This window comes from Cellulomonas taurus, from assembly GCF_012931845.1.
Lineage (GTDB): Bacteria > Actinomycetota > Actinomycetes > Actinomycetales > Cellulomonadaceae > Cellulomonas > Cellulomonas taurus.
Window position 1 is genome coordinate 134,185 of the sequence record NZ_CP051884.1, and the last position, 16,128, is coordinate 150,312.

The 16,128-nt window shown below is 72.2% G+C and carries 13 protein-coding genes; 7 read left to right on the forward strand and 6 right to left on the reverse strand.

What is annotated here, in order from left to right:
- Window positions 1-116 precede the first annotated feature (116 nt).
- Both hrpA and HGK68_RS00570 read right to left on the reverse strand, forming a co-directional pair.
- Entirely contained in the window at window positions 117-4,286 is a 4,170-nt protein-coding gene (gene hrpA, locus HGK68_RS00565) for an ATP-dependent RNA helicase HrpA (protein WP_169164212.1), read from the reverse strand.
- A 526-nt stretch (window positions 4,287-4,812) separates the two neighbouring features.
- Window positions 4,813-5,433 (reverse strand): TetR/AcrR family transcriptional regulator, encoded by a 621-nt coding sequence (locus HGK68_RS00570; RefSeq protein WP_246260461.1) that lies wholly within the window; start codon window positions 5,431-5,433, stop codon window positions 4,813-4,815.
- A 33-nt stretch (window positions 5,434-5,466) separates the two neighbouring features.
- Here HGK68_RS00570 and HGK68_RS00575 point away from each other — a divergent pair, with 33 nt between their 5' ends.
- From HGK68_RS00575 to HGK68_RS00585, 3 genes are all read left to right on the forward strand, one after another.
- On the forward strand, window positions 5,467-5,892 hold the full coding sequence (locus tag HGK68_RS00575; protein ID WP_206155775.1) for a DUF952 domain-containing protein: 426 nt from the start codon (window positions 5,467-5,469) through the stop codon (window positions 5,890-5,892).
- A gap of 168 nt (window positions 5,893-6,060) precedes the next feature.
- Window positions 6,061-7,713: an ABC-F family ATP-binding cassette domain-containing protein gene (locus tag HGK68_RS00580; RefSeq protein WP_169164214.1), complete on the forward strand. Its 1,653-nt coding sequence runs from the start codon at window positions 6,061-6,063 to the stop codon at window positions 7,711-7,713.
- The gene (locus HGK68_RS00585; protein WP_169164215.1) at window positions 7,710-8,183 is read left to right on the forward strand and encodes an aminoacyl-tRNA deacylase; all 474 of its coding nucleotides are present in this window, start codon (window positions 7,710-7,712) and stop codon (window positions 8,181-8,183) included. The genes HGK68_RS00580 and HGK68_RS00585 overlap by 4 nt, the downstream gene beginning before the upstream one ends.
- 45 nt (window positions 8,184-8,228) lie before the next feature.
- Here HGK68_RS00585 and HGK68_RS00590 read toward each other — a convergent pair whose 3' ends face one another.
- The 3 genes from HGK68_RS00590 to HGK68_RS00600 are packed head-to-tail and all read right to left on the reverse strand — an operon-like array spanning window position 8,229 to window position 9,729.
- On the reverse strand, window positions 8,229-9,080 hold the full coding sequence (locus HGK68_RS00590) for a hypothetical protein (protein ID WP_169164216.1): 852 nt from the start codon (window positions 9,078-9,080) through the stop codon (window positions 8,229-8,231).
- A complete protein-coding gene (locus HGK68_RS00595) occupies window positions 9,077-9,463 on the reverse strand; it encodes a hypothetical protein (RefSeq protein WP_169164217.1) in 387 nt (128 codons plus the stop codon). The genes HGK68_RS00590 and HGK68_RS00595 overlap by 4 nt, the downstream gene beginning before the upstream one ends.
- 29 nt (window positions 9,464-9,492) lie before the next feature.
- Window positions 9,493-9,729: a hypothetical protein gene (locus HGK68_RS00600; RefSeq protein ID WP_169164218.1), complete on the reverse strand. Its 237-nt coding sequence runs from the start codon at window positions 9,727-9,729 to the stop codon at window positions 9,493-9,495.
- Window positions 9,730-10,155: 426 nt separating this feature from the next.
- On the opposite strand from HGK68_RS00600, the gene HGK68_RS00605 reads away from it, so the two are divergent.
- The 3 genes from HGK68_RS00605 to HGK68_RS00615 all read left to right on the forward strand — a co-directional run bounded on the left by HGK68_RS00605 (window position 10,156) and on the right by HGK68_RS00615 (window position 14,810).
- Window positions 10,156-10,512, forward strand: coding sequence for an STAS domain-containing protein (locus tag HGK68_RS00605; protein WP_246260463.1), 357 nt, complete (start codon window positions 10,156-10,158; stop codon window positions 10,510-10,512).
- A 105-nt stretch (window positions 10,513-10,617) separates the two neighbouring features.
- Complete coding sequence (locus HGK68_RS00610; protein ID WP_169164220.1) at window positions 10,618-11,760, forward strand: exonuclease SbcCD subunit D; 1,143 nt, start codon at window positions 10,618-10,620, stop codon at window positions 11,758-11,760.
- Entirely contained in the window at window positions 11,760-14,810 is a 3,051-nt protein-coding gene (locus HGK68_RS00615; RefSeq protein ID WP_169164221.1) for an AAA family ATPase, read from the forward strand. The genes HGK68_RS00610 and HGK68_RS00615 overlap by 1 nt, the downstream gene beginning before the upstream one ends.
- A 2-nt stretch (window positions 14,811-14,812) precedes the next feature.
- Here HGK68_RS00615 and HGK68_RS00620 read toward each other — a convergent pair whose 3' ends face one another.
- Window positions 14,813-15,172 (reverse strand): hypothetical protein, encoded by a 360-nt coding sequence (locus HGK68_RS00620; protein ID WP_169164222.1) that lies wholly within the window; start codon window positions 15,170-15,172, stop codon window positions 14,813-14,815.
- A 183-nt stretch (window positions 15,173-15,355) separates the two neighbouring features.
- Between HGK68_RS00620 and HGK68_RS00625 the strand changes: the two genes are divergently transcribed.
- Window positions 15,356-16,117 (forward strand): ABC transporter ATP-binding protein, encoded by a 762-nt coding sequence (locus tag HGK68_RS00625; protein WP_169164223.1) that lies wholly within the window; start codon window positions 15,356-15,358, stop codon window positions 16,115-16,117.
- Window positions 16,118-16,128: the final 11 nt, after the last annotated feature.

A 16,128-nucleotide genomic window follows, 5' to 3' on the forward strand; every position in this document is an offset into this window, starting at 1 on the left:
GACACGGTTCCCCCTGCTGGCGCGACATGTGAAAGTGTCGCGAAACTAGCAAGGCCGAACGGCGTCAGTGAATTCTGTGGTTTACGCGTTTACAGCGCTTTCGGCGGTTTGGGGGATCAGCCGATTCCTGCCAGCGCCTTGCGCACCCGCTTGTCGCTCACCGGCACCGGCGTCCCCACCTGCTGGGCGAACAGCGACACCCGCAGCTCCTGGATCAGCCACCGCACCTCGTCCAGCGCGGCGAGGTCGGCGGGCACCGGGGTGCGGGAGGTGACCCGGGCGCGGGTCTGGCCGAGCAGCTGCTCCAGGTCGTGCACCTGCCAGGCGAGCTGCTCGTCACGGGACGGGTTGTCGCCGGCCTTGTCCAGTCGCACCGTGGCGGCGCGCAGGTAGCGCGGCAGATGGGGCAGCCGGGTGGCGCCGACCTCGCTGACGAACCCGGGGTGCACCAGGTCGGCGAGCTGGTCTTTGACGTCCTGGACGGTGCCGAGCAGGGCGAGGGACCGGGTGCCGCGGATCGCGGTGTCGAGCTCGCGGGCGGCGGTGAGCACCTGGACCAGGGTGCCGACGAGGGTGTGCACGGTGTCCTCGAGTCGGTCGCGGACGAATGACCGCAGTGCCGCGTAGCTGTCGGCGGTGTGGATCGTCGTGGCCGGTCGCCCGGCGAGGTGGTCGTCCAGCAGGTGGTCGGCGGCGGCGAGCTGGATGTCGGTGACCAGGGCGTCGGTGTTCGGGTATGGGCTGGCGGCGAGTGCCAGTGCCTGCTGCCCGGTCCAGCGGGAGGTGATCCGCCCGGCCGCCAGCCCGATGTCGAGGACCAGGAGCCGTCGCAGGCCACGGCGGTGCGCGGCGGCCTGTTCTCCGGCGTCGGCGAGCACCTGGACCCGGACGCTGCCGGCGGGCTGCTCGACCAGTGCCGGGTAGCCGCGCACGGTGAGGCCCTCGGCCGCCTGGGCCTCGACCCGCTCGGGCAGCGCGCCGTCGGGCAGCCCAGCCGGCCAGGTGGTCAGGTCGGTGTCGGTGACACCGGGGACCACCGGCAGGTTCGCGCTGGGGGCGGTCGGCGTCGTCGGTCGGCGGTTGCCCGGTCGGCCCGATGCGGGCCGCTGATCCGGCGCACCCACCGCATCCGCCATCGCCGAACGCACAGCGCTGCGCACGGCGGTCGACACCGCGTCCTGGGTGCGGGCGGCGAGTCGTCGCTGCAGCACGGCGAGGTCCTTGCCCTCGTCGACCACCCGTCCCCGGTCGTCCTCCACCCGGAAGGTGACGCGCAGGTGGCTGGGCAGCCGGTCGTCGTCGAAGGCGTCCTCGGGCACGACGACGTCCCGCAGCGCCCGCACCGCCTGGCGGAAGCTGGTGCGGAAGGACGGTGCGGCGTCCCCGGCCCGCACGGTGTCCTCCCAGGAGGCGCTGTGCCCGTCGATCCAGGCGACCACGTCCCGGGCGACATCGGGCGCGGGCACCAGCTGCACCCGGACCGGCTTCGGCAGCGCGCGGATCGTCGCGGTGGCGAGCTCCTCGCGCAGGCCGGGCACCAGCCAGTCGAAGCCGTCGGGCTGCGCCCGGGCGAGCGCGACCAGCGGGACGTGCACGGTGATGCCGTCGGCGTCGGCGCCGGGCTGGAACTGGTAGGTCAGCGGCAGCGACAGGTCGCCCTGCGGCCAGCTGGACGGGAAGTCCGACTCGTCGACTCCGGCATCCTCGGCGACCAGGAGCTCCCGGGTGAAGGTCAGCAACTCGGGTCGGTCGCGGCGGGCGGTCTTCCACCACTGGTCGAAGTGCCGCGCGGAGACCACCGAATCCGGGATGCGCTCGTCGTAGAAGTCGAAGAGCGCGTCGTCGTCGATCACCAGACCGCGTCGCCGCGACCGGGCCTCCAGGTCCTCGGCCTCTCGGAGCAGCCGCCGGTTCTCGGCGAAGAACGCGTGGTGGGTGGTCCAGTCGCCCTCGACCAGGGCGTGCCGGATGAACAGCTCGCGGGCCTGCTCCGGGTCGACCTTGCTGAACAGCACGCGCCGACCGGTCACGATCGGGATGCCGTACAGGGTCACCCGCTCCACGGCCATCGCCGCGCCCTGCTTGCTGGACCAGGACGGCTCGGAGTACGACCGCTTGACCAGGTGCGACGCCAGGTCCTCGGCCCACTCCGGTTGGATGCGTGCCACGTCCCGGCCCCACAACCGCGAGGTCTCGACCAGTTCGCCGGCCATCACCCAGGCCGGTGGCTTCTTGGCCAGCGCCGACCCGGGGAAGATCGCGAACCGGGCGCCGCGGGCACCCAGGTACTCGTTGCGCGGACGGTTCCGGTCCGGGCGGGTGTCCTTGCGGGCACCGGTGCTGCGCACTTCGGTGATCTCCTGCATCCCGAGCTGGGACAGCAGCCCGGCGAGCAGGGCGACATGGATCCGGTCGCCGTCCCAGTCCAGGCGCAGCGACCCCTTGGCCAGGTCCCCACGAGCGGATGCGGGCCCTGTGAGGGTGTCGGCGTCCCGGTCGGACCGGCGCGGCGGGGCCAGGGTGATGCCCAGCGGCTTGGCGAGCTCCTTGAGCTGGGTGACCACGTCCTGCCACTCGCGCAGCCGGAGGAAGTTCAGGTGCTCGGCCTTGCACAGCCGTCGGAACGCGGAACTGGAGAGTTCCCGCTGGGCGTCCCGGACGTACTGCCACAGGTTCAGGTACGACAGGAAGTCCGAGCTGGGGTCGGCGAACCGCCCGTGCATCGCATCCGCCTGCGGCCGGAACTCCACCGGTCGTTCCCGGGGGTCCTGGATCGACAGCGCGGCGGCGATGATCATCACCTCGCGGGCGACGTTGCGACGACCGCCCTCGACGATCATCCGGGCCAGCCGCGGGTCCATCGGCAACTGGGCCAGCGCCCGGCCGGTGTCGGTCAGCCGCGTGCCGCGGGCCGTCGATTCCAGTGCGTTCAGCTCGGTCAGCAGTTGCACGCCGTCGCGCACCGCCCGCACGTCCGGCGGATCGACGAACGGGAACTGTGCGACATCCTCCGGTCCGGCGGCGACCCCGACCGCGACCATCTGCAGGATCACCGACGCCAGCGAGGTGCGCAGGATCTCCGGCTCGGTGAACCGGGGCCGGGACTCGAAGTCGTCCTCGGAGTACAACCGGATCGCGATGCCGTCGGCCACGCGCCCGCACCGGCCGGAACGCTGGTTGGCCGACGCCTGGGAGATCGGCTCGATCGGCAGCCGCTGGACCTTGGTGGCCTTGGAGTAGCGCGAGATGCGCGCGGTGCCCGGGTCCACCACGTACCGGATGCCCGGCACCGTCAGCGAGGTCTCGGCGACGTTGGTGGCGAGCACCACGCGCCGGGTGCTGTGCGCCTGGAACACCCGGTGCTGCTCCGCCGCCGACAACCGGCCGTAGAGCGGCATCAGCTCGACGGCATCGGGTCGCCGCAGGTCGGTGGCCCGAGCACCCAGGTGGCTGCGCAGCGCGTCCTCGGCGTCCCGGATCTCCCGCTCACCGGACAGGAAGACCAGCACGTCGCCCGGTCCCTCGGCGGCGAGCTCGTCCACCGCCTCGCAGATGCCGGTCATCAGGTCCCGGTCCTCACGCGGCGGCCGGGCCGGGCCCTTGGCGGTGGGCCGCTCGTCCGGGTCGTCGCTCGGGTCGTCGGGGGACAGCGGGCGGTAGCGCACCTCGACCGGGTAGGTCCGCCCCGTCACCTCGACCACCGGCGCCGGCTCGCCCGACGCATCGGCGAAGTGCTCCGCGAACCGGGCCGAGTCGATGGTCGCCGAGGTGATGATCAGCTTCAGATCCGGTCGCCGCGGCAGCAGCCGAGCGAGGTACCCGAGAATGAAGTCGATGTTCAGCGACCGCTCGTGCGCCTCGTCGATGATCAGCGTGTCATAGGCGCGCAGCTCCGGGTCGCGCTGGATCTGGGCCAGCAGGATGCCGTCGGTCATCACCTTGACCAGCGTGCGTTCCGAGGACTCGTCGGTGAACCGGACCTGGTAGCCGACCAGCTCGCCGATGCTGGTGCCCAGCTCGTCGGCGATCCGCTCCGCCACCGTGCGGGCCGCGATCCGGCGCGGCTGGGTGTGCCCGATCTGCCCGTCCCGGCCCCGGCCGAGCTCCAGCACGATCTTGGGCAGCTGGGTGGTCTTCCCCGAGCCGGTCTCACCGGCGACGATGACGACCTGATGGTCGCGGATGGCGTCGGCGATCTCGGACCGGCGCGCGGAGACCGGGAGCTGCTCGGGGTAGACGATCGGCGGTACGGCGACGGCGCGACGGGCGTCGGCCAGGGCGGTCATGCGGCGGGTGCGGGCTTCGGCGCCGCGGGCCCCGGGCGCGGTGGAGTCGGAACGGTCGCGGCGGGTGCTCGGCCGTCCGGATCGAGTGCGCTCGTCGTCCCCTCGCCCGGTCGCGCGGGTGGAGCCGTCAGCTGCGCCGCGCGCGTTCTGGCCCCCGCGGGAGCGACCACCACGACGCCGACGGCCCTGCCGGCCACTGCCAGCCGAATCCGGCTGGGCGTCGTTCGCGGAGCCGGGGGCGACGCCCGGTGTCGAGAGGTCGCCGATGGGACCACCGGGGGCGGCGGTCGACGGAGTGGGATCGGCGGGGGTCACGACATCCCATTGTCACCGCTGCCGCGCACCGCACGCGAACGGATTCGCGCGCGGCGGAAGCGTTCCGGCCTCGCTCCCGACCGGCACGGGCCTGAGCATGCTCAAGCCCCACCGCAGCCCGGTACGCCATCGGTCGGTTCCGGACGCCGAGTGTCAGCTGAGGCCGATGACCGCCTTGTCGCCGTCGCGGTTGATGTCACCGCTGGGGTGTTCAGCCCACAAGGAGGCGTAGGGCGGCGGCCGCGTGCTCACGTGCCTCGGACATCGAAGGAGCCGGTGCCAGCCCCAGCAGCCGACGGCGGTGCGGTTCGCCCAGGAGCAGGCTGTACAGGGCCTCGGCGCGAAGCTCGGCGTCGGGCAGGCCGTCGGCGGTCAGAACTCTCGCCAAGGCGGTGATCGAGCTCTGCGGTCCGCGGGCGTAGAACGTCGCTGCCAGTTCAGGGAACTGACGGGCTTCGGCCACCACCAGACCGTGCAGGGTCACGGCGTCGTCACCGTGCAGCGTGTGAACGATCTGAGTCGCCACCGTCTCGAGGTCCTCGTCGCCGCCGGCGCGCTCGACCTCGTGGGCGTGCAGGCGGTCGATCGCCGCGGCGAAGAGCCCGGCCTTGTCGGTGAAGTGGGCGTAGATGGTCCGCTTGCTCACGCCCGCCTCGACGGCCACGGCGTCGATGGTCGTCGAGGCGTACCCCCGGGCGGCGAACAGCCGCACCGCCGCATCGAGCAGTGCGTTGTGGCGAGCCTCCCGCTCGTCGCGGCGGGGGCGGCCGGGGCGGCGTGGACGTGTCGTCGCGGCGTCGTGGGCGGCGTTGTCGGTGGCGTCGTCTGTCACGAGCGTAATGATACGGTGCAGTTTCATTTTTGGGTGAAGGAGAAGTCGGTGGGTGGAAGCAGGGTGCTGCACGTGGCGTTCAGCGATGACTGGGAGGCCTGCCAGCGGTTCGGGGAGTACGACGTCGCCACCCGCAACACGCTGTACGAGACGCTCGGGTACATCCACGCCACGACCCGGCAGGGCGTGGCGGATGTGTTGGCCGACGTCTACCGCGACGCATCGGAGCCGCTGGTCCTCGCGGTCATCGACGAGGAAGCGCTGGCCGACAACGGTGTGCCGCTCGTGTGGGAGGCGACCGCCCCCGATCGGCCGGTCACCCCGCGCATCATGGGGCCGCTGCCGATGGACGATCGCACGATCGTCGCGGTCCTCCAGGTGCCGCGAGACGGTGACCACTGGGGCGTCCCGGAGCTCTCCGGGCTCCAGGTCCGGGACCACGCTCCCAGCTCGTCGTAGGTGCATCCGTCTCCTGGAGGCCGTCAGCGGAGTCGGGCGCGAAAATGACCTCGACACCGCCGCGATCCCGGCCCTACCGTCGTCCCCATGTGGAACTGACCGGCCCCGAGTCCCTGTCCTGACTCTCGCCGACCCCCTGTGTGCGGGTCGGCAGCCGGTGGTGATCCCATGTCTCAGCCTTCTTCCGCGACCGCACCCGTTCTCCGCGCCTCCGGGCTGTCCCGCGCCTACGGCGACCGCCGGGTGCTGACCGACCTGTCCTTCGCCGTCGATCCGGGGCACCGGCTCGGCCTGGTCGGGGAGAACGGCATCGGCAAGTCCACCCTGCTGCGGCTGCTGGCCGGGGTCGAGGAACCGGACACCGGCGACGTCGCCCGGCCCGCCGACCTCGCCTATCTGGCGCAGGAGCCGCCGTTCGGTGCCGAGGCGACGATCGCCGAGGTGATCGGTGACGCGCTCGCGGAGGTGCGTGGCATCGCCGCCGCACTCGAATCGGCCGCGGAGGCCCTCGCGGATGGCACGCCGGAAGCGGCGACCCGGTACGACCAGGCGCTCGCCCACGCGGAGGCGGCCGAGGTGTGGGATGCCGATGCCCGAGCACAGCGAGTGCTGGCGGGTCTGGGGCTGGGGGACCTGGAACCGGGTCGACGGTCGGGTGCGATGTCCGGCGGGCAGCGGTCCCGGTTGGCGCTCGCGGCGGTGCTGGTCCGGCGACCCCGCGCGGTGTTGCTGGACGAGCCGACGAACCATCTGGACGATGACGCGGCGGACTTCCTGGCGGCGGCGCTGGCCGAACTGCCGGGAGCGGTGGTGCTGGCCAGTCACGACCGGGTGTTCCTGGACGAGGTGGTCACCGAGATCCTGGATCTCGATCCGGGACTCGACGGGCCACGGGTGATCGGCGGGACGTACACCGATTTCCGGGCGGCCAAGCGGATCGCCCGGGAGCAGTGGCAGCAGCGGTGGTTGGCCGAACGGGAGGAACTGGCGGCGTTGCGTGCGGCCGTGGCCCCCGACGGCAAGGCTCGCCAGGTGGTGCACGGTCGCCCGATGAAGGACCGGAACAAGATGTCCTACGGCATCCACGGCGACTCGGTGCAGCAGCAGGCCGGGCGCCGGGTGCGCAACGCCCAGCGCCGGCTCGACGAGCTGGAACGCGAGCAGGTGCGCCGCCCACCCCGGGAGTTGCGGTTCGCCTCCGCGCTGACCGGCCGGGTGCAGCACGACGGCACGCTGATCTCGGTGCGGGACGCGGTGGTGCCGGGCCGGATCAGTGTGCCAGCGCTGGACGTGCACCCCGACACGGCGCTGCTGGTCACCGGGCCGAACGGGTCCGGCAAGTCCACCCTGCTGCACCTGCTGGTCGGTGATCTGGCCCCGGCCACCGGCACCGCCTGGCGGGCGAAGGGGGTCACGGTCGCGCTGCTGGAACAGGACGTCGGGCTCGCCACCGACGACCGCACCCCGCGCGCCGTCTACGACCTGGTCACGGAGCGCCTCACCGCTGCGGTGCCGTTGCAGGAACTCGGCCTGGTGGCGCCGCGTGACCTGGATCGGCCGCTGCGTGACCTGTCGGTGGGGCAGCGCCGCCGGGTGGTGCTGGCACTGCTGGTGGCGCAGACCCCGGACGTGCTGCTGCTCGACGAACCGACCAACCACATCTCCCTGGCGCTCGCGGACGAACTCGGGGAGGCGCTGCGCACGACGCCCGGTGCGGTGGTGGTCGCCTCGCACGACCGGTGGCTGCGTCGCCGGTGGCACGGCGATCAGATCGAGGTGGTCGACGGGCGGCTGCGGGCGGTGCCTACCCTGGGCGCATGAGCGAGGAGCGCGCAGCGCAGGCACTGGCCGAGTCGGGGATCGCCTACACCATCACCCGGCACGGCCCGGTCGGTTCGCTGGCCGAGGCGGCGGCGGCCCGGGGCGTGCGACCGGAGGACATCGTCAAGACCCTGGTCGTGCGCCGGGGCGAGGACGACTACCTGTTCGTCCTGGTGCCCGGCGGCCGGGCGATCTCCTGGCCCAAGCTCCGCGAACTGCTGGGCGTGAAGCGGATGTCCATGCCGGACGCCGCCACTGCCAAGGAGGTCACCGGGTACGAGCGCGGGACCATCACCCCGTTCGGCTCGTTGACCGCCTGGCCGGTGATCGCCGACGCCACGGTGCCCGGTCGGACGGTGTCGATCGGCGGTGGGGCGCACGGGGTCGGCGCCACCCTGGACGCCGACGACATGATCCGGGTGCTCGGTGCGACGGTCGCGGATGTGACGGAGCCGGAACCCGAGCACTGACGGTCCGACCAGGTCGGTCATCCGCCCGTCTGGTCGCCGCGCCAGTCATCCCGCCGTGAGCGCAGCGATCTCGTCCGCGAAATCGTCGGCGACGACCGCCTGTGCCGCCCACAGTTCCTGGTCGTAGCGGTGGTCGTACGAGGTCGACGCTCGGCAGTCGAGGTCGGCCACCGCCAGCGCGACCTCCTGGGTGCGCAATGCGGTCAGATCCACCGTGTCGGTCAGTTGCGTCTGGATCGACGCGCGGGCAGCTGCCGGTGAGGCCAGCTCGGGGAACTGCGCATCCGCCATGCAATCGGCCCACTCGGCCTGGAGTGCCAGGACGGCATCCGACCCGTCGACCTCGGCCTGAGCCGATTCGACCGCTGCGAACAGCGCGGTGAACCGCTCATCCCGCATCACCTCGTCGGCGCCCTGCGTCGCCTGGTGATACGCCGAGCCGAGGCAGCCCTCCTGCTCCCAGTCGTAACTGCCCTCTTCGGAGCCGGTGCCGTACAACGCCTGGTCGTACGCGGTCTGTTCGGCCGCTGACCGGTGGCTGGTCGCCTCCGAGGGTTCGACTACGGTCAGCGTGCTCAGGCCATAGCCGTACTGGGCCGCCCAATCCCTCGGGTCGGTCTCGGCGTCCACCACCGGCTCGTCGGCGACGTAGGGCAGCTCGTAGTCGAAGCCCTGCTCCTTCAGGCAGACAGCGATCAGCCGGGCGGCTTCACGATCGATCTCGGCCTGTGCCGCCTCGCCGAGCGAGAGCAGCGGGACGGCGTCGCCGAGTGGGCTGGCGGTGTAGGTCGTCGGTGTGGGGGTGGGGTCGGCGGCGATGTCGTCCTCGGCGCCGCATGCGGTGAGCAGCAGTGCGGCGGCCATGGCGGCTGCGACGGGCAGCAGGGGGCGGGTCATTCGGTTGCTCCGTCCGTGCCGGGCCAGGGGGCGAGCGGGTCATCCATCACCGGGTTGTCGTGCTCGTCAAGGGCGTACGCCATCCGGTAGTGCATCTGCCATGCCTCGTCGGACATGTCGATCTCGGGTCCGCCGGCCTCGAAGACGCACTGGCCATAGGCGCGCATCCACCGCTGGCTCTCCCATTCGTCCGCTGCGTCGCGTGGCGGTTCGGCGGCCAGATCGGCATCGACCCAGGCCTGGGTGAGCTCCCGGCCGAGCTTCTCGGACGAACAGAGTCGCAACGCCTCATCCATCACCCAGGGCGTCTCCGACGGCGTCGGTTGATCGGCGTGGGGTTCCGGCCCGGTGCCGCAGCCCGTGCAGATCGACAGGGCCACCACGAAGAGCGATGCTCGGCGGATCGGGACTCTCAACAGTTCACCGGGTTGGAGTTGGTGTGCTGGTACTCGGTCTTGCCGGGCGTCATGGACGCTCGTCGCCCGAGGAAGTTGTCGGTCCGCTTCCACCACAACGCCCCGTGGGTGTGGCTCGCGGTGCTGCATCGCGAGTCCGCGGTTGCCGCTGGCGCGAGGGCGACGAATCCGCCGGTCAGCAGGGCTCCAGCGAGGGTGACAGCGGTGAGTCGGCTGGTCAGATGGGTGCGCACAGTTCTTCCTCCGGTCGGTCACGCCCGTGATGTGGCGTCACGACGACCCTGACAGGCGGCCTCGCCGCACGGTGGGGGAACGGGCGAAGTTGAGTGCCGACCGGGCGCGATTGAGGGTCACCGATCCTGAGGTTGAGTAGGCCTGGACTACAGATGAGTAGCGTCGGTGATCGACCGTGTGGCTCTCCCTCAGCGCTCGTGATGTTCATGTGCAGGTCAACGATTGGTTTGGCGAGCGGGGAACGTTCGCGCGGTCGGACGCGTTTGGCTGGGTGTGTCAACGGCGGCCGCCTGGGTCTCCGGGGCGGCAGGGCCAGCGGATGCGGCTCGACCGTGTCGGGGGCATGATCCTCCGGCCGCACCTTCCGAAAGAGCCGAGGACCGATGGACCCGAATGACGACCCCACCCGTGTCGGTGGGATCGACGTGAGCACTTCGAAGGGGTGCACGCTGGTCCGCTTGTGGGGCGAAGTGGACGGGGCGCTGCGGGCGGATGCGAGCACGTCGATGGCGCAGGCGCTGGTCGCCGATCAGCCGATCCTGGTGGACGCGAGTGGTCTGAGCTTCATCGACTCCTCCGGTCTCGCCTTCCTGCTGCAACTGCACCTGGCGGCGGCCGAGACCGGACTGCACGTGACCCTGCGTGACCCCGAGCGGCAGGTCGTCGACCGGTTGGCCCTGATCGGGATGGATCGGGAGTTCGAGCTGGAGAACACCGTGGCCACCCCGGAGCTGCGGTCCGGTGTCGTCTCCGGTGCGATGTCGGTGGTCCCCGCTCCCTGACGAGTGCGGCGTCTTCGACTGTCCACAGTGAGCCGGCGCGCGACTGGTCCCCAGGCCAGGGTGCGGCGCATCGATGGTGTCGGTGCCGACCGCTAACTTCGGGGCATGCAGCTCTTGCACACCTCCGACTGGCACCTCGGGCGCACCCTGCACGGGGTGGACCTGACGGCGCACCAGGCGGCGTTCTGCGAGCACCTCATCCAGGTGGTCGCGCAGGAGCGGATCGACGCGGTGCTGATCGCGGGGGACGTCTACGACCGCGCGATCCCACCGGTCGAGTCGGTGGAGCTGCTGTCCGGCACGCTGCGGCGGCTGGCGGAGCTGACCACGGTGATCCTCACCCCGGGCAACCACGACTCGGCGGTGCGGCTGGGCTTCGGTGCCGATCTGCTCGCCGACCGGGTCCGCATCCTGGCCGATCAGCACCGGATCGACCGGCCCGTGCTGCTGACCGGGGCCGAGGGCGAGCGGCTGGCCGTCTACGGCCTGCCCTACCTCGACCCGGATGTCGCCCGGCACACCCTGGCGGCGGACGGCGAGGTGCTGGCCCGGTCACACGCGGCGGTGCTGGCTGCCGCGATGGAGCGGGTGCGGGCCGATCTGGCCGGACGCGAGGGCGTGCGGTCGGTGGTGCTGGCGCACGCCTTCGTGGTCGGCGGTGAGGCGAGCGAATCCGAGCGGGACATCCGGGTGGGCGGAGTCGACCACGCACCGGCTGGGACGTTCGACGGCATCGACTACGTGGCGCTCGGTCATCTGCACGGGCCGCAGCGGATCGCCGAGCACATCCGGTACTCCGGGTCTCCGCTCGCCTACTCCTTCTCCGAGGCGCGGCACACCAAGTCGCTCACCCTGGTGGACCTGGACGCATCCGGTCCCGCCCGCATCCACCTGCTGCCGACGCCGGTGCCCCGCCGCATGACCGATCTGACCGGAACGCTGGACGGCGTGCTGGCGACGGAGGGCCACGACGACGACTGGTTGCGCGTGACCATCACCGATCCGGCCCGACCGGAGGATCTGTACCGGCGGGTCAAGGCCCGGTTCCCGCATGCCCTCGTGATCCAGTACCAGCCGCCCGTCACCGCCCTGACCCGGCGGAGCGCGGAGGTGGGGCCGGGCCGTGATCCGCTGGACGTGGTGGCGGACTTCCTCACCCACGTGGGCGGTACCCCGCCGACCGAGGCGGAGGCGGCGGTGCTCCGCGCCGCGTACGAGCAGGTCGTCGCCGCGGATCGGAGCGCCTGATGCGGCTGCACTCCCTCACCCTGCAGGCGATCGGCCCGTTCGCCGAGCGGTACACGGTGGACTTCGCCGCGCTGTCGGCGGGTGGGCTGTTCCTGCTGGAGGGGCCGACCGGCGCCGGGAAGTCGACGCTGATCGACGCTGTGGTCTTCGCGCTGTACGGCAAGGTGGCCGCGGCCTCGGCGAGTGAGGACCGACTGCGCAGCGCCTTCGCGTCGGAGGACACCGAATCGGTCGTGGACCTGTGCTTCGAGACCGCGCACGGGGTCTACCGGGTGCGTCGCACCCCGGCCTACGACCGGGCGAAGAAGCGCGGTTCCGGCACCGTGCGGCAGAACAGCACCGTCAAGCTCTGGCGGCTGACCGCGGTGCCGGACGACCCCGAGCTGGAGCCGGTGGGGGAGATCGTCTCGACCCGACTGGACGAGGCCGGCGCCGAGCTGACCGCGATCATCGGGCTGGACCGCACCCAGTTCGTGCAGACGATGGTGCTGCCACAGGGCGAGTTCGCCGGGTTCCTGCGGGCCGAGCCGGAGCACCGACGTGTCCTGTTGCAGCGGATCTTCGGCACCGAGGTCTACGACCGGCTCGAGCACCGGCTGGACGAGGAGCGCAAGATCGCACAGCGCGCCGTCGAGTCGGGTCGACAGGCGGTGCAAGGCGCTGTCGACCGCTTCACCGGTGCCGCCGGGACCGAGGCCGAGGCGGCGACGGCCCTGCGCGAGTTGGTCGACACCGACGTGTCCGCCGCGGTCGACCGGGTGGTCGAGTGGGTCGCCGAGGTCGAGGCGTGTGCCGACGAGGCCGCGGCGGAGGCAGTCCGGGCGGGTGCGCGTGCTCAGCGGTCCGGCGAGCGCGCTGAGGCGGCGGCCGAGCGGGTCCGGCGGGTGGAACGATGGTCGGCGCTGATCGCCGAACGCGAGCTGCTGGACGGTCTGGCGGACCAGGCGGCCCAGGACCGGGAACGGTTGAGCCTCGCACAGCGGTCAGCGGCGGTGGCACCGCTGCTCACCGGATGGGACGAAGCGCGCGAACGGCTGGCCGCCGCGCTCAAGGACCGTGACGCGGTGCTGGACCGGGCACCGGATGAGCTGCCGTCCGCCGCCGACGAGGTGCTCGCCTGGCGTGACCGGGCACGCGAGACGGTGGCGACCCTGACCCGGGCGGTCGACCTGGAGTCCGGGCTGGACCGTCGCGCCGTGACGTTGGACGGCCTGCACACGGAGCTGGTGACCTGCCGGGCCACGGTCACCGAACTCGACCTGCTGCTCGCGGCCCGGCCGGAGGAACGGCAGCTGCTGGTCGCCGAGCTGGCGCGACTGACCGAGCTCGCGCACACGGTCGGATTGCGAGAACACGCCTGGCAGGCGGCGTCCGCGGTGCTGGACGCGGTGCGGGAGGCGGCCCGGATCGACGCCGAGCGAGGACAGGTTGAGGCGGATCGCTCCGCCGCGGCCCGGGACGCGCTCGGTGCCGCGGAACGGGAGTCCGCGCTGCGGGAGGCCCGGCTGCGTGGGATCTCGGGCGAACTGGCGGGTGCGCTGGAGCCCGGTGAGCCGTGTCCGGTGTGCGGGTCGGTCGAGCATCCGCAGCCCCGGGAGCTGACCGACGGGCACGTCACCCCCGAGCAGGTCCAGGTGGCCGAGCAGGCGCGGATCGACGCGGAGCTCCGGCTGCGGGAGGTCGAGGCGACACTCAGCGCCCTGGTCAGTCGCGCGGAGGCGGTGGCGGAGCGCACCGGGGGCCGGCAGCTCGCCGACGCCGAGCAGGAGGTGACCGCGGCGGGGCTGGCGCTGGACGAGGCTCGGTCGGCCCGGACGGACCAGGAGGCATGCGCCGAGCGGGTGCGGGAGCACGACCGCGCCACCCAGGCGCTGGACGACCGGCGCGCGGCGGCTGTGGAGGCGGCCCGTGCGGCGGAGCAGGCGGTCGATCACGCGGCACGTGAGCTGGATCGGGACCGCGCGGAGGTGGCGGCAGCCCGTGCCGGCCACCCGACCGTGGCGGCACGGCAGAGCGTCGAACGAGCGCGGGCGGAGGCGGCCGACGCGGTGCTGGACGCGCGGGCCCGGGTGCGCGCCGCCGACGACAGCGCCCGCGACTGGCAGGACCGGGCGGCGGCGGCGCTGGTGGAACACGGCTTCCTCACCGACAGCGACACCGACGACCACCTGACAGCCGCCGTGGAGCGCGCGCGGGCAGGGCAGCTCGGCGCCGGGGCACTTGCCACGTTGGAGGCGACCGTCCGGGCACGGCAGACAGCCGTCGACCGGGTGGCCACCGGGCTCGCGGACCCCGAGCTGGCCGACCTCGACGTCGGCACGGTGAGCCTGGCCGCCGATCGGGACCGACTCGCCGCCGCCCGGGCCGAGGCCGCCGAGCACCGGCAGCTCGCCGACGCCGCGACCGGTCGGGCCGCAGCGGATCGTCGTCGGGCCGAGCAGTGCCTCGCCGCGCAGACCCAGGTGGTGCAGGCGGCCGCCCGGGCCGGCGATCTGCTGCGGGAGGCTGCGCCGATCACCCGGGTCGCCCGGCTCGCGTCCGGCCAGGGCGAGCAGGGGCTGTCCCTCGGCACCTACGTGTTGCAGCGCCGGTTCGAGGACGTGGTGGCAGCGGCGAACGACCGGTTGCGGCAGATGTCCGACGGGCGGTTCGAGCTGGTCAGCTCCGAGGAACGCGAGTCGCGCAGTCGACGACTGGGCCTGGCGCTGAAGGTGATCGACCACCAGAGCGGAGATGCCCGCAACCCCAAGACGCTCTCCGGGGGCGAGACCTTCTACGTCTCACTCTGCCTGGCTCTGGGCCTGGCCGACGTGGTGACGGCGGAGGCGGGCGGCATCGAACTGGGCACGCTGTTCATCGACGAGGGCTTCGGCAGCCTGGACCCGCACACCCTGGACGCGGTGCTCACCGAACTGGGCCACCTACGGGCGGGCGGCCGAGTGGTCGGCCTGGTCTCGCACGTCGAGGCGATGAAGTCGGCCATCGCGGAGCGGATCGCGGTGCGGCGCCGTGCGGACGGGTCGTCGATGCTGACGGTGGTGGCCGGATGAGCTCACCAGGTCCAGCCGCGGGCCGTCAGTTCGACCTCCTCCCGCAGCCGCTCCCACGGATCACCCTTCGCCCGGGGCAGCACCTCCACCCCCGCGAGACGGCACGCCTCGGCCAACAGGGCGTCGTAGGCGAGCTGACCCGCGATGATCCGCTCGGCCCGGGCCCAGGCGCGCGGATCGTCCTCCAACCGGCGCAGGTGGTCGGCGACGATTGACAGCCGGGTCTGCACCAGCAGCGCATCGAACGGGTCGGGAAATCGAGCCCGAGCGCGGTCGGTCCGTCGCCGGTGTCGGCGCACGCCGAGCAGACCGCTGGCCACCGTCAGCGGGACGAGCGTCAGGAGCAGCCAGGACCACGTCATCGTCAGACCCCGGCTTCAGGGTAGGTCCGGGTCGGAGCGGAGGCGCGACGAGCGTGACGTCGCAGGTCAGCGAAGTACCAGGGTGCTCTCGGGGTCGACTCGGGGGGTTCCCTGATGGGCTGGCTGGGAGGCGGCTGAGTAGCGTCGGTGTGACCTGCTCCACCCGGTGAGAGAGAGACGTTGATGACCACGACAGAGGCGATCGCGACAGCGCGCGGCTTGGTGAAGACCTACGGTGCCGGTGAGGCCGCCGTGCGCGCCCTCGACGGCGTGGACGTCGACTTCGAGCGCGGGCGGATGACCGCGATCATGGGACCGAGCGGTTCGGGCAAGTCGACCCTGATGCACTGCATGGCGGGCCTGGACCGAGTGGACGCCGGTGAGGTGATCGTCGACGGCGAACCGGTGTCCCGGATGCGGGAGCGCGAGCTGACCAAGCTGCGGCGCACCCGGCTCGGCTTCGTGTTCCAGGCGTTCAACCTGGTGCCGACCCTGACGGCGCTGGAGAACATCACGCTGCCGCTGGACATCGCCCGCCGACCGGTGGACAAGGACCTGCTCGCGCAGGTGGTCGAGGCGGTGGGTCTGTCCGACCGGTTGTCGCACAAGCCGGGGCAGCTCTCCGGTGGTCAGCAGCAGCGGGTCGCGTGCGCCCGCGCTCTGGTCACCCGCCCCGCCGTGGTCTTCGCCGACGAGCCGACCGGCAACCTGGATTCCACCTCCTCCGGTGAGGTGCTCGGCTTCCTGCGTCGCTCGGTGGAGGACCTCGGACAGTCGGTGGTGATGGTCACCCACGACCCCACCGCTGCCTCCTACGCGCACCGGGTGCTCTTCCTCGCGGACGGTCGACTGGTCGCCGAGGTCGTGGACCCGACGCCGGAGACCGTGCTGCACACCCTCGGTTCGCTCACCTCGCAGCGCACCGCGACCGAGATCGCCCTCTGATGCTCCGGGTG